This window comes from bacterium, from assembly GCA_039961635.1.
In the GTDB taxonomy this organism is placed as follows: Bacteria; 4484-113; 4484-113; order JAGGVC01; family JAGGVC01; genus JABRWB01.
Map to the genome: position 1 here is coordinate 1 of JABRWB010000032.1, position 22,061 is coordinate 22,061.

The window sequence follows — 22,061 nt, forward strand, 5'->3', positions numbered from 1 at the left end:
ATTGGGGACTTTTCGCACGGCTCCTCTTCCGGCGCCGTATCGCCGTAGTCGTACGCGCCCTCGCCCTGGATTTCGCCCGACTCGTCCACCCAGACCTGCCCGCCGCCGGGCAGCGTTATCGTGGCCCTGTACGTCTTGCCGTCCGTCTGGAATTCGAGCGTCATCCCTTTGACGCCTTCGAGATCGGTTATCGAGTTCGAGCCGTACTTCTTGTCCAGGTAATCCTTTTCCGCGAGCGTGGGCAGGTCGGCGTACGCGTTTTCGGTCGCGTAGTAAAGCGATTCCGCGAGCCGGATTTGAATGAGCGCGAGGTTCGCGCTTAGCTTCGCGGACGCGTCGGCGAAGTCGCCTTCCAGGATTTCGTCCGATTTCAATATGCCGGTGAACGCCTCGCCGAAATCCGCCATCCCTTCGGTGCTGATATTCCCGGTTTCGTCGAGCGTCATAGTCCCGCCCAGCGGCAATATTGCATAAGCGGTGTAGGACTGCTCATCCTCGGCAACCGATAAGGTGATCGAAACTCCCCGGTCGAAAAACGCGCCTCCCGCAAATCGCGAATCGAGAAATCCCGCGGACGCGAGAGCCTCGAAATCGCCGTATTTTCCGTTCTTGATGTAGTAGTTCGCCTCGGCCGCCCGAATGGACACCAGCACGTCCTCCGTGAACTGTCTGACCTCCGTTTCCTTCGATTTAAGAAAGATGGGAACGGAGACAGCTATTACAATCGGCAGGAAAAACATCCCGATCAGCATCACGATCGCGGAATAGACCAGAAATCCTACTCCTCCGCGTCTGCGGTTGGCCGCCCAGATTATTCCGAAAATGAGTCCGATAATCGGGCCGAGAACCGGGACGAGCAGCACGAGACATCCTCCCCCGTACAGCGCGCAGCCCGATACCGGCTCGCCTTCCGGCTTGGGCGGCTGTGCGTAATACCGGCCGGATGGCTGCTGCGAGTATTCCTGTCGCGGCGGCTCGCGGCTCTCCTGCGGCTGGGGATAAACCTGTCCGGCTTGGGAAACCTGTTGGGTTTCGGCTTGCGCATCGTCCGCGTGCGGCGAAGCGGCCTGCGCTTCCGGTTCCTGCGGCGGCGAATAGGGATGCAGTATCTGCGCGCCGCAGTGCGCGCAGAATTTAGCGTCTCCGGAATTCGAAGCTCCGCAACTCGTGCAGTGAAGAGGCATTGATTTCTCCTCGAGCCGGCCTCGTTACAATTCAAGATACTGCCGTTCAAATTCCGTCCGCTCGAACGCGATCGGGGCAACCGACTCTTCCGCAGCGGGCGGGGATTGGGGAGCCGGTTTCGATTCATCTTCCATGGTCAGACCCAGAACCAGCAGAAACCAAAAGAAACCGGCGATCATATTGACGATGACGGTGAACACGAGGAAGCCTATCGCGCCGGGACGCCGGGCTTTGAGCCAGTTGACGCTGAAAAAAATGCCCGCGACGGGAATCAAAAGCGTCAGGCATCCAGCTCCGAATGCCTCTCCCGCTCCGACGGGCCTGCCGGCTGCAGGCTGCGTGAATTGCGTTGCAGGCCTGGCGGCGGGCGCGGCGTCCATCCTTGATTCGTGGATTGCGACGCCCGCATCGGATGCCGAATACGTCTGCGCATCTTCGATGCCAAGCGTTGCGATCAATTCCGCCTTTATGTCCGCGGGATTTCGTTCCGAAAGCCGTCCGGTGCCTTCGAACCGCGTTTCGGCGTTGTCAATTTCCGGCGGCTCCGGCCACTCCAGCGGTTTGAATCCGGGCAGCTCATTTTGGGAATCGGCTTTTTCGGATTCCGGCGCGGTTGAAGCAACCGATGCCGAGGCCGCAAGGTCGTGGGACTGCGGCCGTTCGTAGGGAGAAACGAGCTTTGCCCCGCAATTCTGGCAGAAGTTGGCATCCCCCGAATTGGATGCGCCGCAGGCGCTGCAATGAAGTGGCATATCCGTCACCTGGCGGGCGCTGCCGCCGGGAAATCAATTTAACACAGCGCGCGCCGCGCCGCAATCGCACGTATGGATCGCACACCTGCGGCGCGGAATTTTCCGCGCGGCCGCAACCGAGGCGAGAATCTTCCCAGCGGCGTGGTAGTAATCCTGGTTTAATCGCAAGGAGCAAATAGAATGACAAGGATTTTCACGGGTACGCTGTCCGCTTTCGCAGCTTTGCTTATCGTTTGCGGAGCGGCGTCTGCACAGAATAACGGTTCTGAAGGAAACGCAACACAGGAGGACGTAATGAGCTACGGACCGCCGGAAGGATACGAAGGCCATCATTTTTGCTGGGTCGAGTTCGGCTATGCCGACAAGGACGCCACCACGAAGTTTTACGCCGATTTGTTCGGCTGGCGGTTCACGCCGTTCGAGGAAATGCCTGAATACGTCTTTTTTCAGGCTCCGTCGGGGCTGATGGGCGGATTCAACGGCCAGGGATTCGGCCGGATGCAGCAGACGATTCCGTACATTTACGTCCCGGAAATCGACGCGGCGCTTGCGGAAATCGAAGCCGCGGGGGGAAAGACGATCGTTCCCAAGATGGCGGTCGGTGGCGAAGCCGGGCACATCGCTTTGTTCACGGACCCCGCGGGAGTCACCTACGGGCTGGCGGACATGTACATGCCTCTTGAGCCGAGTCCGAATCCGTTTACAGGAACCGAAAAGCCCGAGCCCAACACGATTTGCTTTTTTGAAATTTTCGGCGGCGATTTCGAGGCGACGAATGCGTTTTTCACGAAAGTATTCGGATGGACGACTACGCCGACGCCGGGGCACACGGAGTATCTTGGCTTCAATCCTGGCGCCGGACTGGAAGGAGTATTCCAGGGTCATACCAAGGAAATTCCTGTGATGGCGTATATTTGGGTGGACGACGTCGCGGCGACGCTTGAAAAGGTCAAGGCCGCGGGCGGCACGCCATCGGGCGAGCCGATGGTCTCCGAGATGGGCGTGTTCGGCTATTTCCAGGATCCCTCGGGCGTGTGGATCGGCCTGCTGGGAGCGGCCTAGCCGGACTGGTACAATTGCAGCCTTCCAAAGGAGACTGCAATGAGTTTACGGGGATTGCCCTTTTTGCTTTTGGCGGCGGCTGTGTTGCTGCTGACCGCGGCGCCCGCTTTTGCAAACGGCTACGGCGAATATCCGCCTAAGCTGGTTTGGTCGCCCGACGGCTTCCATCTTGCGGCGGTCGTCGGTACCGAGCTTTGGATTGTAGATGCTTACGGCTCCGCATACGGGATCGCTTACGAGTCCCCGTCGTCGCCGTCGTGGAGTCCGGACGGCTCGCAGCTCGCCTACGTTCAGAACGGAAAGCTGTTCATATACGGCTACAGCTCGGACTTGAGCCAGCAAGTGCGGATGCTTTCGGGCGTACTGGACTGCGCATTCCTGCCCGACGCGGACAATCCGAGAGTGTTGGTCAGCTACGGCGAGCGGTTTTACGGCTGCGACATCGGGTTGTACGAGGTGCGTACGGGCAGGTTCGAGCCGCTCGTCGAAAGCCGCGACCAATCGGAGTGCTCGCCCGTGCCGAATCCGGACGGCTCGGGATTCGCTTACCTCGTCCAGGGCGACGGTATGCCCGGCGGCTACGAGCAGATTTTCTACAAGCCGTTCGGCAGAAAGCCGGGACGAGCGCTGACCGGCATCGCGGATTTCGGCGAGTGGGGCTACCACGAATCGAATCCCCGCTGGACGGGCGAAGGACTTCTCTTGTTCGAACGCGGCGGATGGGGAGACTGGCATCTGTATCAGTTCGATGTTGAATCCGGCACGGAGGAGCTTTTTCTTGCCGATGCCGAGCAGCCGGCTCTATCGAAATATATGGGGATGATTGCGTTCGTCCGCCGCGATCCGGAGTTGAAGGCCGAATACGAGTACGACTGGGAGATCGCGCCGTCGGTCTGGTTGCGCCATCAGGAATCCGGCGACGAGTTCCAGATAAGCCCGCCCGGCACTTGGGCCGAGTATCCCGCCATTTCGCCCGACGGGACTCATGTCGCCTGGATCGAAATACATGCGGAGATGCCGCAGGTCGTGATCCGCACGGTCGTCAACGCGCTGGGCTAGCCGGTTTCGGCGGCTGAATGCGGCTCAATAGTTGACAAGCGGAGTTTTCGGCAGTTCGGTGCCAAGCGGCGCTTCTTCTTTTTGCTCCTCGACCGGCTCCGGTTCGGGCTCGCGGATTGCCGGTTTCGCAAGTTTGCGGATTCCTTTCGGCGTCCACTCGCCTTCGTCTGTCAGAACATACACCACGCCGTCCGGCTTACCGTCCGGGTTGCCCACGACCAGCCTGCCTTCCTCGTTAAGTCGAAGCGGGCTGCCGTTGCCGGATTTGTCGCTTGCGACGAGAAAGCCTTCCGGCGCAGGGCCGAGTATGTCGTACCCCTCGTCGTAAAACGAACCGTACGCGCCGAGTACGAAGTGGCTGGTGCCATCCACGGAATCGCTCCATTCCTTGTAAAAGAACATTCCCGGAAGGAAAGGAAGCTTGCGCTCTCCGATTTCGCCGCCTCCCCAGGCGCTGTAACAGAACGAGCCGTGATTGCTGCGCACGTCGCCCAGCACCGAGCCCATCCGGAGCGCGTCGAATTCAGATGCGGTTCCGAACCGGGCAAGGGTGCTTTTGCGGTCGGAGTAAGGATCTCCAAGCTGGTACTGCAGGTCGATGGCGAAATTTTGGCCGAAGTGGCAGGGACGCTTGTCGTCCTGCAGACACTCCGTCAAAAAAGTTTTGGGATAAGTTACAAAGCTGCCCGGAACGCCGTACGGGTTTACGGGATACGAAATGATGGCTCCTTTGGCGATAAGCGGATCATCGGAAAGCTCCGTCGGGCCGGTCTCGACGCCGCCGATGAGGTAGGGAGGATACGCTCCGTTGTCCAGCTTGTATTTCCCGATCGCGTCGGCGATTGCAAGCAGGTTGGATTTCAGCTCCTGCTTTTTCTTGGCCAGCGAGTAGAACCCGACGATGCCCGGAGCCGCGAACCATCCCGCGAAAAGCCCGGCGATCGTGGCCAGCGAAAGAACGGCTATCGGCCATTTTTCCTCGAACGCCTGGTACATCAGCGCAGCCGCGAGTATAAAGCTGCATATCAGCGAAAAGAGGAAAAAGAACATGATAAACGGCGAGACCAGCTTGCCTAAAGTGAGTAACGTCGCGCATACAATGCTGACCAGGGCGCTGGTGAGGAACTGCGCCGCGTAATACATCGAAGGTCTTGTCTCTTCCACGCCAAAGTATATCGGAGCGGTAGGAATTGCGCCATAAACGATCGCGCGAATTCGCGTTTTGCAACAAACGGACGGATCGCGGTTTGGAGTCGGAAGCAGTTTCAAAGCCGTCTCCCCGGGTCTTTCCGCCTGGCGCTTGTGCTAGTATTTGTGCGGGATATCGATGCGCGTTTCACCCGAAGAACAGGTTGCAATCCTTATGCGCGGCACCAAGTTCGCCGACGAGAGCGCGGAATTCGGCGACCCGGGCGGCGAGAGCGTCCTGCGCAAACGATGCCAGGCGGAGCTGCTCGCGCGCATAAAATCCGCTGCGAAAGAAGGCCGCCCGCTGCGCGTATACCTCGGCGTGGATCCGACGCGGGAAAGCCTTCACATAGGCCACATGGTGCCTGCGCAGAAGCTCCGCCAATTTCAGGAGCTGGGCCACCAGGCGATATTCCTCATCGGCGATTACACTGCCCGAATCGGCGACCCGACAGGCCAAAGCAGGGAGCGCGCCGAAATATCCGGAGAGGCAATCGATAGGATGGCGCAGCTTTACACCGAGCAAGCTTTCAAGCTCCTTGATCGGGAGAAAACGGAAATCCGGTTTAACGGCGAATGGCTTGCCAAGCTTTCGTTCGAGCAGATAATTGACATAGCAAAGATCTTCCCGTTCAAGCGGATAATCAGCAGGCGTGATTTCCAGATCAGGCTGGAATCGGACGAAGAGTTCAGATTTCATGAAGCCCTGTACGCCTTGATGCAGGGTTATGACGCATACGTGCTTAGATGTGACGTCCAGATCGGCGCGTACGACCAGCATCTCAATATGCTAGCCGGCAGAACCGTCCAGGAGCACTACGGCGACCCGCCTCACGTTATGCTCACGATGCCCATCCTCGCCGGCACCGACGGGCGCAAGATGAGCAAAAGCTGGGGAAATACCATTGATTTGCTCGATGCGCCGGAGGACATGTACGGCAAGTGCATGCGCATCTCCGACGATTTGCTGCCGCAATATATCGAGCTTGCGTGCGATTTTTCCGCTGCCGAAAAGGATGCGCTGCTGGCGCGCCTCGAATCCGGCGAAAACCCGATGAATGTCAAAAAAGAAGTCGCGTGGAAAGTGACCCGGCAATACAACGGAAAGGAGGCTGCCGACCGCGCCGCGGAGCATTTCCGCGCGACGGTTCAGGAAAAAACCGCGGACGAGGACGCGCCGACAATCAAAGTCGGCCCGGAATGGTTGGACGGCAGTCGCACGCTTTTCGAATTCATCGTTGAACACAAGCTGTTCGACGGAAGCAACCGCGAACTTCGCCGCCTTTTCGAGCAGGGCGGTGTGAAATTGGGGGAAGCGGCCGTTTCCGATTCCAAGTCCGCGATGCCGGACGAATTGCCGGCCGTCGTGCGTATCGGGAAGCGCGGCTTTTTCCGGCTTGCAAGGTGATAATACGGGCGGAGCCTGCAGGAAGAGGAAAAAGGGCTTGTATAAGGCGCCGCCGGAATGCACTTGATTTGCGCTGTATAACTGCGGAAACATAACATACTGCAGGTCGAGCAGGTTTCCGCGCCCGTTTTCATCCCCCGTTGCCGCTGCTAATTACCATGTTTAATTACATTTCGCGCCCGCGGCGCGGCTTGGGCGACTTTCGCGGACTATCGCGGCCCCGAGATTGGTTTGCGCGTCGCGCGCGCGACCGCAATCGCGCGCGGTTTTGGAGCGCAAAACGCGGCGTTTTGGCGGGATTCGCGAGGTTGTGAATTTTGAAACGTTCGCCGTCACATCAAACCCACCTTTTATGTTGATAAGTGTTGATAACCTGGTTGTTTGTGATACAATATCGGAGGGATATCCGGCCGGGCGGTTGGGGCCGCCCGACATCACGCGCCGCAAGGCTCGTTTCAAGGGGAATTGGCGTTGTCGCCCGTGCAGGTGGAGTGCGGGCAGGCGGGCCGGGATTTGTTTCGGAAGCCGCGGCGTTATGCTGCGGCTTTTGGGGCGCCGGGCCGCGTTGAAATGCGGTGATTCTCGTTGAATTTGCTCGATCTGACGGCGGTGCAGTTTCAGGCTTTTCTGCTCTATTTTCTGCGCGGGGCGGGCTTCCTGTTCGTCGCGCCGGTAGTTTCCGCGCGCAGCGTGCCGTCTCAGTTCAAGGTGGCGCTGGCTGGCGGGCTTGCCCTGATGTTTCTGGCTCTCAATCAGCCGGCGCTTCCGGCGAGGCCGTATGAAACGGCGGTGTGGGCGCCGATGGCGGTGGGGGAGCTGATTATCGGGCTTGCGGTCGGTTTTCTGGTCGGATTGATTTACGTTGTTTTCGAGTTCGCCGGGCGGATATTCGGATTCCAGATGGGATTCGGAATCGTCAACGTGCTCGATCCGCAAAGCCAGGAGGAAGTCAGTCTTACGGGGGAGTTTCTGTTCACGATTGTTTCGCTCGCGATTCTCAATCTCAATTTGCATCATGCTTTTCTTCTGTATTGGGGCAGGTCGTTCGAACTCGTTCCCGCGGGCGGCATAGACGCCGCGGGATTCTCGATCGAAGCGTTCGGCGGGATGCTCACGACGCTGTTCGTGGTCGCGCTTCAAATCGCCGCCCCGCTTCTGGCGATTCTGTTCATGCTCGATTTCGGGCTGGGGATTATCGCGCGCGTCGTCCCGCAAATAAACGTTTTTCTCGTGGGGATTCCGCTCAAGATCGCCGGCGGGCTTTTCGTGATGGCGATGGTCGTCGGGTTGCTGAATCCGGTCGTATGGCGCGTGGTGGATAAGTTTCTTACCGACGCGATGTCGGTTGTGACTTCATTCGGGTAATCGCAATGGTGAATAATTTTTGCAGGGAGGTGATTTGCTAGTTGGCCGAAGGCGGCGAGAGAACCGAGCGGGCGACTCCGCGGCAGCGGCGCAAGGCGCGAGAGCGCGGCCAGGTGGCGCGCTCGAACGAGTTGACCAGCGCGCTGCTTCTGTTGGCGCTTTTCGTCACGCTTTCCGCGGCGTCCGATCGCACGGGAGGGCTTTTCCGCGCTCTTACGTTGGACACCATCGGCCGTGCGGACCAACTTCGGCTCGACCAGTCCACGATAATGCGTTATACGGCGGAATGGGTAGCCGCATCGCTCAACATTCTCGCCCCGTTTTTCTTGGTTGCGATTGCCGTGGGCCTGCTGACCCAGGTCGCCCAGACCGGCGGCATCGTGTCTGCGCATCCGCTGCAGCCGGATTTATCCAGGCTCAACCCCGTGCGCGGCTTCCAGCGGCTCTTCAGCCTGCGCGGATTCGTCGAGCTCGCGAAAAGCTTGGCCAAGCTCGCGGTCGTGGGAATCATCGTGTACGTGATTCTCAAAACGGAGATGTTCAACTTTCCCGGATTGATCGGCGCGTCGATTGAGTCGAGTTTCGCGTCGAGCTTCGGCATCGCGCTTCGAATAGGGATTTGGACAAGCGTCGCGCTTCTCATTCTCGCGATATTCGATTATGCGTACCAGGTTTACGAGTTCGAAAAAGGCATCCGGATGACGAAGCAGGAGGTGAAGGACGAGCTGAAGACCGAGGAAGGCGATCCGCTGATCAAGCGCACTCTGCGGGAACGCGGGCGGCAGATCGCGTTCACGCGGATGATGAAACGCGCTGCCGAGGCGGATGTTGTCATCACGAACCCGACGCACTATTCCGTGGCGATTTTGTACGAATTCGGGATGACCGCGCCGCGGGTAACCGCCAAGGGCAAGGGATACATCGCGCTCAAAATCCGCGAGGTGGCGCGCGAAAACGGGGTGCCGATCGTCGAAGACCCGCCGCTGGCGCGCGCTCTGTACGCGACGGAAATCGACGACTACATCCCGGCGGAGCATTTCCGCGCGGTGGCGCAGATTCTTGCGTTCCTCGCGCGCAGCAACGAACGCATCAAGGCGCGCCTGGTGGCGCAGCAATAAAATCCGGCCGCGGCTTGCGGCGGAGTTTTGTAAATGGAAGGTCGAAGCATACCTGCAATCGGTGAATTCGCTGGGATAGCCGGTTCCGCGCGCAGGAATATCGAGATGGCTGTGCCGCTGATATTCCTGGCGAGCCTGCTCTTGATGATCATCCGGTTTCCGCCTTTCATGCTGGATGTATTCATCGCGGGAAGCTTGATTGCGGCGATATTGGTTTCCGTATTGACGATGTACGTCCGGGAGCCGCTGGACTTCAGTATATTCCCGACGGTTATCCTGCTCACGTCGGTATACCGTCTGTTCCTTAACGTCGCGACAACGCGCGCGATTTTATCTTCGGCGAACGCGGGCCACGTCATCCAGACTTTCGCAAGCTACGTGGTCGGCGACAGCTACATAGTCGGCATAGCGATTTTCGCAATCATCATCATAATCAATTTCGTCGTCATCACCTTCGGCGCGCAGCGCATAGGCGAGGTGGCGGCGCGGTTCACGCTGGACGCGTTGCCCGGCAAGCAGATTTCGATAGACGCCGATTTGAACGCGGGGATAATCAACGAAGAGCAGGCGCGCGCGCGCCGCAAGCGCCTAGAGGACGAGGCCGACTATTTCGGAGCGATGGACGGCGCGTCCCGGTTCGTGCAGAGGGACGCTTTGGCGACGATAATCCTGATTTTCGTGAACATCATCGCGGGATTCGCGATAGGCATTACGCAGATGGGGATGACCTGGCAGGAGGCGCTGCAGACCTTCACGCGGCTCACGATCGGAGACGGGCTGGTCGCGTCCATTCCCGCGCTGCTGATCAGCACGGCAACGGGCATAATGGTTACGAAATCGGCCGCCGAAGAAACCGTCGGCGAAAGCGTCATCGGCCAGCTGTTCGCGCAGGCCAGGGTAATGTGGATTGCTTCGGGATTTCTATTTGTAGTCTCGATGGTTCCAGGAATGCCGAAAATAATCCTGTGGCCCGCCGCCGGGATTCTCGCGTACCTCGGCTGGCGCGTGTCGCAGGAAAGGAAGCGAAAGGAAGAGGCGGGCGAAATCGCGATTGCTCCTTCCGCTGCGGCCGCAGCGGAATCTCCCGCCGACCGGCAGCGCCGGCAGCTTGAAGAAATGCTTCAGGTGGACCAGCTTGAGCTCGAAATAGGGTACGCGCTCATTCCGCTTGTGGACGCCGAGCAGCAGGGCGACCTTTTGGAGAGGGTGAACAACATCCGCCGGCAGATCGTGAACGATCTGGGATTCATCGTTCCGCCCATGCGGATAAGGGACAACATCGCGCTCGCGCCGGGCGGATACGTGATCAAAGTAAAGGGCACGACGGTCGCGACGGGAGAGCTGCAAATTGACAGGTTTCTGGCGATGAATCCGCGCGATCCACAGGCGGAATTCGAAGGACTCAAAACCAAAGAACCCGCGTTCGGAATCGACGCGTATTGGATCGAAACGCGCGATCGCGCGCGCGCGGAGGCGGCGGGATTCACCGTGGTCGATGCTTCCACGGTTCTTGCGACACATTTGACCGAGGTCATCAAAAATTACTCGGCGGAGATTTTGGACAGACAAGCCGTCAAGACGTTGCTGGATAATCTTAAAGAGCGGTTTCCCGCGCTCGTGGAAGATCTTGTACCCGGAAAGCTTTCCATTGCGCAGGTGCACAAAGTGCTTCAGCTCCTCCTGCGCGAACGCGTGAGCATCAAAAACCTGGCGGTGATTTGCGAAGCGCTTGGCGATTACGCCACGGAAGTTGAACGCAATCCGGAAATATTGACCGAATACTGCCGTCAGGCACTGGCTCGCCAGATAACGGCGCAGCATACGGGCGCGGACGGCGTATTGGTGGTTTCAACGCTCGATCCGGCAATCGAGGAAAGGATTGCGGCGAATCTCCAGCAGACGCCGTCCGGAACGGTGCCGGTGCTCGATTTGAAATACAACAAAGCGTTAATGGAGAACGTTGGAAAACAAATCGAAAAAATGGTGAGGGCGGGAAATCCGCCCGTGTTCCTGGTCAGCCCGCGCGTTCGGCCGTATTTCCGCAAGCTCGTCGAGCGCACCTATACCGGTGTGACGGTGCTATCGTACCTGGAAGTGACGAAGGACGCGCAGCTGAGAACCGTGGGCTACGTGGAGAATCCAGATGCAGGCTAAGAGATACGAAGCGAAACTCGTGGATTACGGCGATCTCCTCGGCAGAATCAAGGAGGAGATGGGGCCGGACGTCCTGATTCAAACGCGGCGGTTTCAGCGCGGCGGATTCCTGGGGCTTTTCGGAGTTCAGGAGTGGATCGAAGTTCTCGCGGCGCCGAAATCGCAAGCGAAGGACCGCGTCGAAATTTCGGGCGACGCGGCTCCTCGCGCGGGCGGACAGGTCGAGCCGGGCAGACGGTACGTGGGCGCTCCTCCCCGGGTTTTCGCGGCTGAAAGGCGCGTTGAAACGCAGGAAACATCGGCGGCTTCGGTCAACTCCGGTTCGTCAAACGGAAACGGAAAAGATTCGATCGCTGCCGAAATTAGGCAGCTCAAATCGCTGGTGGAGGGACTGGCGCAAAAATTGGAAGGCTTGGAGCGGGAGACGAAATCCTTCAAACCCGCTGCGGAAACGGCATCCGCTTCGGCGCCCGAAACGAAATCGCGTATCGAGAGAACAGTTTTGAACGAAGTAATCTCATGGGACATATCGCCCGATCGCGCCGCCAAATTGGTCGAAAAGGCGATCGCGCTGAATCCCGCCAACAAAGAGGCGCTTACGCCCGAAATGTTGATGAACCGCGTGAAACGCGTCGTAATCAGCGAAATCCTGCTCGCGGGAGGTGTCAAGCTGCCGGCCGCGGGGCAGGGGATGACGATCGCTTTCATCGGGGCGACCGGCGTGGGCAAAACGACGACCATCGCAAAGCTCGCCGCGCAATGGGGAATAAAAGAAGGCCGCAAGATCGCGCTGGTCAGCCTTGATACTTACCGTATCGCTGCGGCCGAGCAGCTGCGGACTTATGCCGATATCATGAAGATGCCGATTTCGATCGTGTTCACGCCGAAGGAATTTGGTGATGCGGTTGCGAAATACGCAAAAGACCATTTGGTGCTTGTGGATACGGCGGGACGCAGTCCTTTCAACGTCGAGCATATGGAGGACTTGCGCAATTACTTCCGCGTCGCCGCGCCGGACGCGACCGAGCTTGTTATCGACGCGCACACGAAAGCGGACGACATTCGTTTGATGCTTGAAAAGTTCAGCGGGATAGGATTCGACCACATAATCGTAAGCAAGCTTGACGAGACGGGCAGCCTTGGCAGCGTTTATGCGATAAACTGCCTCACGAACCGGCCGGTCAGCTATTTCACGATCGGCCAGAAGGTGCCAGACGACATAAGGGCCGCTTCGGTGGATTTCATCCAAAAGTGGGCGGCGACAGGAAAGGTTTAGATGCACACAATGGATCAGGCATCGGAGCTGAGACTTCTGGTTGCGGGCAAGACCGCCGCCGATGTCGCATCGCGCGGCGGAGCCAAAGTCTTGGTTGTAGCGAGCGGCAAGGGCGGCGTCGGCAAAAGCACGGTGGCGCTGAATCTCGCGCTCGCGCTGAACCGAATGGGGAGGGGCGTCGTTCTCGTTGATGCCGATCTAGGGCTGGCCAATTTGGATCTTATGCTGGGGATAACTCCCAAGCTTACGCTTTGGAACTTCATCCACCAGGGAATTCCGCTGACGGATATCGTAATCAAGGGGCCGGAAGGATTGGTGCTTCTTCCCGGTGGCAGCGGATTCGAGGATATGGCCAATCTGTCGCCGGACGGAACAAAACGGCTGCTGGAAGGGCTTGAATCCGTTATTCAGGCATCGGATTACGTCGTCGTGGATACTGCGGCGGGAATCGCCCACCAGGTGACATCGTTCGCCGCAGCGGCGGACGAAGTTGTCGCGGTCGTGGCTCCCGAAAGCACGTCCGTGATGGATGCATACGGGCTGATAAAGGTGACGTGTGCGCATCATCCGGGCCAGCGGTTCGGCGTGGTCATGTCCATGGCGGGAGACCAGGGAGAGGCAAGAAGGCATTATGAAGCTCTTTCGCGCGTGTCGGGCAAGTACACGACGGCGAAGATGCGGATGCTGGGACATGTCCCGCGCGACGAGGCCGCCAGGCGGGCTGTGAATATGCACGTTCCGTTGCTGGTGGAATTTCCAAGAAGCATCGCGGCGCTGAGCTTTCAAAAAATTGCCCAGAACGCGGTCGCCGAGCCCGCGTGGGCGGCTTCGGAAGCGGCGGAAGGCGCGAAAAGCAGATTTATTGGCAGGCTTTGGCGCTCTTTATCCGCCCGAAATTAAATTTTCGCGCCAAATGGGCTTCATTGCGGCAATCTTGGCGATGTTATAATTCCCGTTCGTCCGCATCCGCGGTGCATTTCCATGCCTAAAACGCAACAGCAGAAGCGCAATTACCGACAGGCGATCATAAGGATCGGGCACTCCTTCGTCTGGGCGGTCGTATGCTTGTGGCTGATCGTCACGGGCATTATCGGCATCGTCAAGGACATGCCCGCGGCCGCGCTCGCGCAAATGATGCTCGGCGGCGCGGTGTTGCTCCTGATCGGCGGAATGCTTGTCGCCTCGATCGCCATACACCTGGTTGTTGCGTCCATTACCTCCGAGCGAAAGAGGAAGGTCGAGCGGCTTACGGAGGAATTCACGCGCCTTATGATTTCGAACCCCGGCTCGGGGGGCGATGCTGATCAGGCATCTGGCGGTGAGGAGTATTGACTCATGGCGCGCCTTTAAGCGGCGGAAAGGAGCAGTACGCCGACGCGCACGCAAGACGCGCCGCGCTGGAACAGCTTGTCAAAGCCTATTCCCATTTGGTCGAGTATGTCGTCCATCGGATAATGGTTGACCTTCCCGCAAGCGTTGATCGCGCCGACCTTGTCAGCGAAGGCAAAATCGGGCTGATTGAGGCGATTAACCGCTACGATCCGGAGCGGAACGTCAAATTCGAAACGTTCGCGACATGGCGTATCCGCGGCGCCGTGCTGGATTATTTGCGCAAGCTGGATTGGTCCCCGCGAAGCTTGCGCAAACGGGCGCGGGAAATCGGCGCCGTCCAAGATTCCCTTACCAAGAAACTTGGCCGCCCCGCGTTTGACGAGGAAGTCGCAAAGGAGCTCGGCATCTCTGAAAGCGAGTACCGCGACTCATTGTCGAAAATCAGCGCGCTGTCGGTGGCCGGATTCAGCGACCTGGACGAGCGCACGGCGGCATCGTTCGAGGACAAGGGCAGAACGCCGGAGGAATCGGCCTCCGAAGAGCATTTCCTTGCGAATCTGGCAGCCGCCATAAAAAAACTCCCCGAACGCGAAAAACTGGTGCTGGATTTGTATTACTCCAAGGAGCTGTCCCTTAAGGAAATAGGCGCGATTCTGGATTTGTCCGAATCCAGAATCTGCCAGATACACGGTTCGGCTGTAATACGGCTGCGTTCCGCGCTTGCGGATTGGACGGGCGGCGCCGCCGGAAAGTGATCGGGCTTGCGATCGCGCGTAGGTCGGGTATCATTAATGGCTAGCCGGGATTGAACGAAATGGTAAGGCCTGTGGACCTTCAGGTGAATTTGCTCAAGCTGGACGAAATCGTCCAGCACCAGCGCATCGCTCAAACGCAGGCCGTTCTTTCGGAGCACGAGCAGGACAAGCGCACCCAAGTGCAGAAGGATGTTTTCGAGCGCACGGTCGTCCGCACCGAGCAAGCCGGACAGGAAGGAATCGTGCGGGAACGCGAAGAGCGCCGGCGCAGGGGAAGGGAAGGGCGCGGCGGAGCGAAGGACGAGCGGGAAGGCTGCGCGCCGCCGCGCAAGCACATAGACATCACAACCTGAATCCGGAGCATGGATTAGGGAGGATCGTTTGGTTGTAGTCGCATATTTGGGAACTAGAGGCTGGCCGGACGGTAGACTTTACGGTGCCATTTTGGCCGTGGATGAACTTGGATTGCCTGTTGAGTTCAAGCATACGGAGCCGGTAGCTCCCGCAGGTTTGGTCGCGGCGCTGCACGGCCGCAAGCTGGACTGGCACTTGAAGTTGAACGTAATCGGCGCGCCGCTGATATCCGCACTGGGCGCGCAGGCGGCGGCTGTGATTTGCGACGAGGCTGTGTACCTGAAACTCCAGCCAAAGGTCAAGCCGCCTTTGGTGCTTGTTTCGCAAACGACGCAGCAGCCGTTGCCCGAATCGGGCAAGGCGGAGGATGTGGGGCAGGGGCGGTTTTTGGTTTCGCTTTCGCCCACCGAAAGCCCCTACATTCTCACGCCCGCCGAAGGACAGGAAAAGGCGATTCCCAAAATCGCTGAAGCTATGACCGCGATCGCCAAATCCATTTCGATACTGGAGCCCATGGACAGGCTGGCGAAAGCCCTCGAAATAATCGCGTCGGAAAGAAACGAGCATAAGTGACGAAGATAATCAACCTGCGGATTGTCGAGGAACCGGCCGGCATTGATCTTACCGGGACGCCGCCGGAAATAATCAATGAGCAAATTCCCGCAGACGCGCCCGTCCCGGTGAGTCGCGAGTTGGCGGTGGATTTCCGTCCGCTCGTTTCGACCCCCACTTCGATAATGTCCGCGGTTGCGGGAAGAAATCCCGCGCTCGGCCGCGCCGCGGTTTTCAGGAAACACTGCTCGTTGATGGAGGCAAAAGTCGTTTCCGCGGATGCATTCGGGCTGCCGATCCGCTACCGGATGGTGCCATGGATGCATAATCCCCCCGAAATCCGCGGCAAGGGCGCTTCCGCCTTGCTCGCGGCGTCCGGTTGCTCTCCGAACGAAGTGGAATTTGTGGGAACGGTGACGGCTCCGCTCGAGTGCGCCGAACGGATTGAAATCGCGGCATTGAGCGGCAAATTGCTTCTGTTTCCGAAAAAGGGAAAGCCTGAAATGCGCAGACCGGTGACAGCTGCCGTGGCAATGAAAAAGGAAACGCGGGAACCGCTGATAGCGGTGCTTTTCAAATAATCGCCGCCGGAAAATCAAACAGCCGCGGCGACCTTTCCGGATTTGGCCGATTCCTTCTCGCGGATAATTTCGAGAAAAACTTCGACCAGTTCCGCGTCGAGCTGGGTTCCGGCTATTTCCTTGATGATCTGAAGCGCTTTGTCTTTGGGCATTCCCTTTCTGTAAGGGCGGTCGCTGGTCATCGCGTCGTAAACGTCGCCGACGGAAATCACGCGTGCGTCGAGCGGAATGTCGTAGCCCGAAAGTCCGGACGGATAACCTTTGCCGTCCATTCTTTCGTGGTGATACAGGATTCCGTCAAGGCACGGTGCCAAGAATCTGACGCCTTTGAGTATCTCGTAGCCGTAAACCGGATGCATCTGCATAGCTTTGCGTTCTTCGTCGGTAAGCGGCCCGTCCTTCTTGAGAATGGAATCCTCTACGCCGATTTTGCCGAGGTCGTGAAGCAATGCGCTCTGACGTATGCGCTGAAGATCCTCGCGCGAATAACCTATCCGCTCCGCGATAAGCACCGCCCAACCCGCGACGCGCTCGCTGTGGCCGTGCGTGTATCTGTCGCGGCTGTCGAGCGATTTCGCGAGCGAATTGACGGTGTCTATATAAGCCGTTTCGAGTTCCTGGGAGAGACGGGTAAGCTCGATGACCTGGTCGTTGACCATCTGGTTGATCGAGACTATTTCCTCGTTTGCCTCCTCTTCGATGCGCTGAAGGCGTTCAAGTTCGGCGATTTTTTCGTCGCGTTCCCTGATGCGGTTGTCGATCTGGCCAAGGAAGTAACTTCCGACAAGGAATGTAACGATGAAAATGCCGCCAAAGGCGAGGATTTTGATCGCCCAAAGGCTTTCGCGCCAGACTGGATTCTGCGCGAGGATGTTGAAAACCATGAATACGACGACCATGAACCCGGCCGCCGCACCAAGGATCAACCACCGCTTAAGCCTTTCAACCCCAGACATACCGGCCCAATGAACAAAATTGGGGCAGCCTGCGGCCCCGTTCATTTATTATACCGAGTTTTCAACAAAATGCTCGCGCCGGCCGCGCTTTCCTGAATTTTCAACGGGCGGACCCAATGCCGAAACCTAGATAATTCGAGCCGCAAAATCACATAAAGGGATTATGCGGGCAGGTTTCTGACTGCATCGCGCATCGCGAATATGTGACTCTCCCAGATGTTGGTTTTCAGGCTGCAGCCCGGAGTGCATATCCATCCCCGGCCGCCGGTTTGACGGAATGCGTCTTCAATTTCCGCCGCCAGAGACCGCGGATCCGATTCCTTCGCGTCCAATTCTCCGATGCCTCCCATCAGGCACCAATCCGACTTCAGCCTGCGCATTTCATCCAGCGATGGGTTTGAAACGAACCGGTCGCTGTAGTTGACAACCTTTACGGGATAGTCTCTGTACAGGTCGATATAAATGTGCTCGCCGTGCGCGTGCAGAATGTTGAACGGAAGCTCCCGAACGGCATTCAGGATTCGAATGTCGAACGGCTTGACGTACCGCTCGAATTCCTCCTCCGTCGTAAACTCGGGGTCGCCCGCGACCTGCGAGTAGAAAATCCCGTCCACCCCTGCCTCGGCCTGGGCCGCCACATACTTGACGATGTTTGAAGTCGCAATTTCCATCGCCGAAAGGAACTTGTCCGGATGCTCGCGCATGGTTTCCCTCCAGGCAAGCCGGCCGTAGTTGCGCAGCCAGGTGAACGGGCTGAAGATTGTATTGACGAAATACGCTTCGCCGGAAAGCGCTTTTTTGATTTCCGACAGGCATTCAAGCTGCCTGCGGTATCCCTCGAACTCCGCCGCGGAGTGTATCGCCGTCAGTTTTTCGTAATCTTCCGGCTTGCGGAACCACTCGAAACCGTCCGGAAACGGGTAGCCGAAATCGTCCATCACCTTCAAAAAGTCGAGGTCGTAATGCCTGAAAAACGCGATCTCGATTTCCGCTTGTTTTTTTCCGCTTTCATGCTGGAGTCCGAAGTGGTACCAGCACGAAAATGGTATGCGGGCGGGGCGCCCGCCGGAAAGCGCGACATCCACTATTTCGGTTTTGCTTATAGCCATGACGGTTTCTTATACCATTTTTCAATGGCCGGTTGGTCGAGCAAGCTCAACTCCGTTTTCTTTGCCATAGATCCACGCGGATTCCCGCGAAACGTTTGCTTCCTTCGTACCGGAAGCTCCCGCCCAGAATTTCCCCCAGGTCAATTTCGGGATCGGGCGGCGGTTTGGCCGCGATGTAGGCAACATAAACTTCCGGCGGCAGCGTCCAGTTTCCTTCCTTCAATATTTCATTGAACTCCGGAAACGAGTAATGCGGAGGGTAATACCTGGCGAACGTTTTGCGCACCTCGTCGCTCATTTTCGCCACTTCCGAGCGGACTTTCATCGGAAGGGGCGATGCTCCTTCAGGACTGATTGAAAAAATCCTAAAACCTTCGGGAAGAATTTCGGGCAGGTACGCGCGCAGGCATGAGGTTTCGCTGACGACGTAATTCGGGTCGGCTTCGCGGACAATCACCCACCTGCTTGAAGACGTTCCGGGCCGCAGCCAATCCGCCACGCTTTTCCAGTCGGCCGGATACTGGATGTAAAACACCGCGTACAGCCCCATCAAGCTGAACATCGCCAGCGCGGCGATAAACGCGACTCGCACCGGTTTCCATTTGATTTCCGCTGCGCCCAGAGCCCAGGCGACCAGCACGGCGATTGCCGTTGGAATCATGTACCTTCTGCTGAAAAGCTGGGCGTTGCCGAGGACGTGCGACGCCGCAAAAAGCAGCACGGGCGGAAAGAGCGCTATCCAAATGCAAACGGGAACGAGAGCCGGTACAAGCTGCCCGGCGCGTTTTTTGTCGAGCGCGTTCCAAATCAGCAGCGCGATCGGGCCGAAAACGAAAATCACGCCGAGCCATATCGGCACCATGCTGAACAACAGCAGGAAGTCGTTCAGCGCGGAAAGGAAGTTTTCGAAAGCGGGCATCGGAAGCGTCGTTTCGTAGCCGAAGGCGAACTCGGCCTGCCAAAGAAACACCCTTGCCCAGTACGCAAGCGGAGCGACAATCCATAAATACTGCAGGGGACGGTTGAACAAGGCGGGAAAAGCGCGGCCGAGGCAGAACATCAAACAAAGAGTGCCCGCGAGCCAAGTCGCCGCGAAGATGTTGTGGGTGAGCATTCCCAGAGCCGAAAACAGGAGCCACAAATGAACCGTCACGGATTGCTGTGTGCCGTTTGTGCGATTTCCGCGCGCGTTTTTCAACTCCCTTCCCAGCGATACGAGCTTCACCGTCAAAAAGAACCAGGTGATTGAAATGAAGTCCATCAGCGAGTAATAGCGCAGGTCGAGCGCATACCAAACATGAATCGGACTGATAGCCAGGATTGAACCTGCGAGCCACATCTCGCCGCGCCGGAGATGCCTGCTTCCCAGCCACAAAAACGCCGCGAGCGCCAGGATTCCGAAAATTCCCGGGACAATCCTGGTTATTTCGCCGTCGGGTAGCTGCGGGGTCAGCCGCAGGAACAGGTAGCTGAGCGGCGGATTGGCGTCGAAATGATGAATGAAATATAGAGCGTCCTTGAGAGGAAGCTTGGAAATCAGTAACGTCCAGACTTCGTCGAACCAAATGCTGTACTGGACGCCGCCGAACGACATCGGGATTTCGGGCGCCAGCCTGACCACAATGCCCGCCAAAAGCGCAAGTGGAAACAAAATCCATTTAACCGCGGAAGTCGTCATCGCATCGACGCCGGAAACGCGCGTATGCAAAGCCGGCGCGGCAGTCCGGGCTGTATGCTTGCGCTTTTGAAGTTTTGATTTTCCAGGATTCATTTTCGGGCGGCGCTCAACCAACCGCTTGAATGCCCTCGTGGGCAAGCAGCATCGCCTTGAGCTTGATTCCGCCTCCGAAGCCGCGAAGGTCGCCGCCAGCACCTATCACCCTGTGGCAGGGGATTATCACCGGGCAACGGTTCGCGCCGCAGGCGCCGCCGACCGCGCGCGGCGCGCTTTTTATCTTGGCGGAAAGCTCGCCGTAAGTCGCAGTAGCGCCCCATGGAATCGAGAGCATGCTGTTCCAGACCTTCTTGCGATGGTCGGTGGCCAGCGCGAAGTCGAACTTGGCCGAATCCGAAAGAAGGCGCTTGCAGGTCTTGCCGTCGCCGTTTGCATAGGCCGTGAAGAACTTGCCTATCCAGGCTGGAGGCGCATCGGATTTCGAAACTTCGACTTTTTCGATGCCGAGCTTGCGCGCTAGTGGAGCGATTTCCTTGAGCGCGGAGCCGAGGGACTTGTAAAAAAAGGAGTTGGCAACAAGTCCCTTCGCCGACCAGATGAATGCGACCGTTCCCAACGTTGTGGAGACGGCGCCGATGCAATACTCGAAGTTGGATTGTTTTCCCATACATCTAATATATGGCCGTCCGGCCGACAAATCAACCTGTGCAAGTGGCGGGAATCGAAGAGTGGTCGTCAAGTGGCGCTAGAATTACTCCGTGGGCGGATTCGACATCCTTTGTGCCATCGAAACCAAGAAGCGCGGCGATGCTTTGTCGGAAGATGAAATCAGCGGATTTGTAACCGGATTCGTATCCGGACAAATACCCGATTACCAAGCGAGCGCCTTGCTGATGGCGATCGTGCTGCGCGGCATGAGCGACAAGGAAGTGTTCGCGCTCACCGAGGCGATTTGGAGGAGCGGCGGCACGTTGGCGTTTCCCGGCCTGGGAAAGCCGCTGGTGGATAAGCATTCCACGGGGGGTGTCGGCGACAAGGTAACGCCGCTTTTTGTTCCGCTTATGATGGCCGCGGGAGCGGTATGCTGCAAAATGAGCGGGCGCGGCCTCGGCCACACCGGCGGGACGATTGACAAACTCGAAACCATTCCCGGATTCCGGACATCGCTTTCCGCAGACGAATTGGACGGGCAGATTCGCTCCATAGGCGGGGCGATAGTAGGTCAAAGCGCGGATCTTGCCCCCGCGGATAAAAAGCTTTATGCGCTGCGCGATGTGACGGGAACGGTGGACAGCATTCCGCTGATCGTCGCAAGCATAATGGGCAAAAAGCTTGCCGGCGGCGCGGGGACGATCGTGCTCGACGTGAAAGTAGGAAAAGGAGCCTTTTTTCGCGACGAAGCTGCGGCGCGTGAATTTGCGCGGCTTGCTGAAGCGGCGGGAGCGCGTTTCGGACGGAAAGTGGTTTGCGTTCTCACAAAGATGGACTCGCCGCTCGGTCACGCGGTCGGGAATCTGCTGGAGATGATTGAAGTGTGGGACGCGCTTCTGGGCAAAGGGCCTGCTGATTTGCTGGAGGTAGTGTACGAGCTTGGCTCGGCGGCGCTGGTTGAATCCGGCTTGGCGGTTTCCAAGGCCGCGGCCCGCGACAAACTAATGCAGCTTATTGCCGACGGCTCGGCGCGCGTTGCCTTCGAAAAGCTGGTCAAAGCGCAAGGAGGGTCGTTGGGCGCGCTTAGGGAAAGATTCGGCGAACTCGCATCCGTCCCTCGGGCGTACATCGCGGCCCGCAAGGCAGGGTTCATCCATTCCATTGACGCGCTTGCGATCGGGGAAGCCGCGCGGGCGCTCGGCGCAGGCAGGTTCGAACTCGACGATTCCATCGACCCGTTTGCAGGCATCTTGCTTCTTAAAAAGCCTGGCGACAGAATCGAACTCAAGGAGCCTTGGGCGCTCTGCTACTTCAATCTGGGCACACCGTCGGTAATCGCGAGGCTGGGCTCGACACGCGAAGCTGTCGGCTCCGGAATTGAAATGCTGCTGCATGACGCGATTGCCATCGGCGGAGAGCTTCCCGAGCCGAATCCGAATTCCAGGTGATTGGGGTATGAGCAGAGCCGAACCTCATTTGGGAACAGCCTTCGACAGTGAAAAAAAGAAGTGTCGAGGACTCGAGCAGGT

At 58.1% G+C, this 22,061-nt stretch carries 21 protein-coding genes; 14 read left to right on the plus strand and 7 right to left on the minus strand.

Annotated elements, in window-relative coordinates; genetic code table 11:
* A partial coding sequence (locus HRF49_05090; GenBank protein MEP0814021.1) for a zinc-ribbon domain-containing protein occupies positions 1–1,184 on the minus strand: 1,184 nt, incomplete at its 3' end.
* A 24-nt stretch (positions 1,185–1,208) separates the two neighbouring features.
* Positions 1,209–1,937, minus strand: coding sequence for a zinc ribbon domain-containing protein (locus tag HRF49_05095; protein MEP0814022.1), 729 nt, complete (start codon positions 1,935–1,937; stop codon positions 1,209–1,211).
* A gap of 180 nt (positions 1,938–2,117) precedes the next feature.
* Between HRF49_05095 and HRF49_05100 the strand changes: the two genes are divergently transcribed.
* Both HRF49_05100 and HRF49_05105 read left to right on the plus strand, forming a co-directional pair.
* A complete protein-coding gene (locus tag HRF49_05100) occupies positions 2,118–2,999 on the plus strand; it encodes a VOC family protein (protein ID MEP0814023.1) in 882 nt (293 codons plus the stop codon).
* Between the two features lie 39 nt (positions 3,000–3,038).
* Positions 3,039–4,058, plus strand: a complete 1,020-nt coding sequence (locus HRF49_05105; GenBank protein ID MEP0814024.1) for a PD40 domain-containing protein — start codon at positions 3,039–3,041, stop codon at positions 4,056–4,058.
* Positions 4,059–4,082: 24 nt separating this feature from the next.
* Here HRF49_05105 and HRF49_05110 read toward each other — a convergent pair whose 3' ends face one another.
* Entirely contained in the window at positions 4,083–5,222 is a 1,140-nt protein-coding gene (locus HRF49_05110) for a hypothetical protein (GenBank protein ID MEP0814025.1), read from the minus strand.
* A 163-nt stretch (positions 5,223–5,385) separates the two neighbouring features.
* Here HRF49_05110 and HRF49_05115 point away from each other — a divergent pair, with 163 nt between their 5' ends.
* From HRF49_05115 to HRF49_05165, 11 genes are all read left to right on the plus strand, one after another.
* Positions 5,386–6,654 carry a tyrosine--tRNA ligase gene (locus tag HRF49_05115; protein ID MEP0814026.1) on the plus strand — a complete coding sequence of 423 codons (1,269 nt, stop codon included), beginning with the start codon at positions 5,386–5,388 and terminating at the stop codon, positions 6,652–6,654.
* 585 nt (positions 6,655–7,239) lie between these two features.
* Positions 7,240–8,019 carry a flagellar biosynthetic protein FliR gene (locus HRF49_05120; GenBank protein MEP0814027.1) on the plus strand — a complete coding sequence of 260 codons (780 nt, stop codon included), beginning with the start codon at positions 7,240–7,242 and terminating at the stop codon, positions 8,017–8,019.
* 41 nt (positions 8,020–8,060) lie between these two features.
* Positions 8,061–9,137, plus strand: a complete 1,077-nt coding sequence (gene flhB / locus HRF49_05125) for a flagellar biosynthesis protein FlhB (protein ID MEP0814028.1) — start codon at positions 8,061–8,063, stop codon at positions 9,135–9,137.
* A gap of 33 nt (positions 9,138–9,170) precedes the next feature.
* Entirely contained in the window at positions 9,171–11,291 is a 2,121-nt protein-coding gene (gene flhA, locus HRF49_05130) for a flagellar biosynthesis protein FlhA (protein ID MEP0814029.1), read from the plus strand.
* Positions 11,281–12,567, plus strand: a complete 1,287-nt coding sequence (flhF, locus tag HRF49_05135) for a flagellar biosynthesis protein FlhF (protein ID MEP0814030.1) — start codon at positions 11,281–11,283, stop codon at positions 12,565–12,567. Before flhA ends, flhF begins: the two co-directional genes overlap by 11 nt.
* Before the next feature lie 9 nt (positions 12,568–12,576).
* Positions 12,577–13,467 (plus strand): MinD/ParA family protein, encoded by an 891-nt coding sequence (locus HRF49_05140; GenBank protein MEP0814031.1) that lies wholly within the window; start codon positions 12,577–12,579, stop codon positions 13,465–13,467.
* 81 nt (positions 13,468–13,548) lie between these two features.
* A complete protein-coding gene (locus HRF49_05145; GenBank protein MEP0814032.1) occupies positions 13,549–13,899 on the plus strand; it encodes a hypothetical protein in 351 nt (116 codons plus the stop codon).
* Positions 13,896–14,654, plus strand: a complete 759-nt coding sequence (locus HRF49_05150; GenBank protein MEP0814033.1) for a FliA/WhiG family RNA polymerase sigma factor — start codon at positions 13,896–13,898, stop codon at positions 14,652–14,654. Before HRF49_05145 ends, HRF49_05150 begins: the two co-directional genes overlap by 4 nt.
* 59 nt (positions 14,655–14,713) lie before the next feature.
* Positions 14,714–15,007: a hypothetical protein gene (locus tag HRF49_05155; GenBank protein MEP0814034.1), complete on the plus strand. Its 294-nt coding sequence runs from the start codon at positions 14,714–14,716 to the stop codon at positions 15,005–15,007.
* Positions 15,008–15,035: 28 nt separating this feature from the next.
* Complete coding sequence (locus tag HRF49_05160) at positions 15,036–15,581, plus strand: hypothetical protein (protein MEP0814035.1); 546 nt, start codon at positions 15,036–15,038, stop codon at positions 15,579–15,581.
* The gene (locus tag HRF49_05165) at positions 15,578–16,141 is read left to right on the plus strand and encodes a hypothetical protein (protein MEP0814036.1); all 564 of its coding nucleotides are present in this window, start codon (positions 15,578–15,580) and stop codon (positions 16,139–16,141) included. Before HRF49_05160 ends, HRF49_05165 begins: the two co-directional genes overlap by 4 nt.
* Before the next feature lie 14 nt (positions 16,142–16,155).
* Here the strand turns inward: HRF49_05165 and HRF49_05170 are convergent, their stop codons facing one another.
* From HRF49_05170 to HRF49_05185, 4 genes are all read right to left on the minus strand, one after another.
* Positions 16,156–17,040: an HD-GYP domain-containing protein gene (locus HRF49_05170; GenBank protein ID MEP0814037.1), complete on the minus strand. Its 885-nt coding sequence runs from the start codon at positions 17,038–17,040 to the stop codon at positions 16,156–16,158.
* 218 nt (positions 17,041–17,258) lie between these two features.
* The gene (locus HRF49_05175; protein ID MEP0814038.1) at positions 17,259–18,206 is read right to left on the minus strand and encodes a hypothetical protein; all 948 of its coding nucleotides are present in this window, start codon (positions 18,204–18,206) and stop codon (positions 17,259–17,261) included.
* A 46-nt stretch (positions 18,207–18,252) separates the two neighbouring features.
* A complete protein-coding gene (locus HRF49_05180; protein ID MEP0814039.1) occupies positions 18,253–19,884 on the minus strand; it encodes a hypothetical protein in 1,632 nt (543 codons plus the stop codon).
* Between the two features lie 106 nt (positions 19,885–19,990).
* On the minus strand, positions 19,991–20,548 hold the full coding sequence (locus HRF49_05185; protein MEP0814040.1) for a methylated-DNA--[protein]-cysteine S-methyltransferase: 558 nt from the start codon (positions 20,546–20,548) through the stop codon (positions 19,991–19,993).
* A gap of 91 nt (positions 20,549–20,639) precedes the next feature.
* Here HRF49_05185 and HRF49_05190 point away from each other — a divergent pair, with 91 nt between their 5' ends.
* Positions 20,640–21,980 (plus strand): thymidine phosphorylase, encoded by a 1,341-nt coding sequence (locus HRF49_05190; GenBank protein ID MEP0814041.1) that lies wholly within the window; start codon positions 20,640–20,642, stop codon positions 21,978–21,980.
* Positions 21,981–22,061 lie beyond the last annotated feature (81 nt).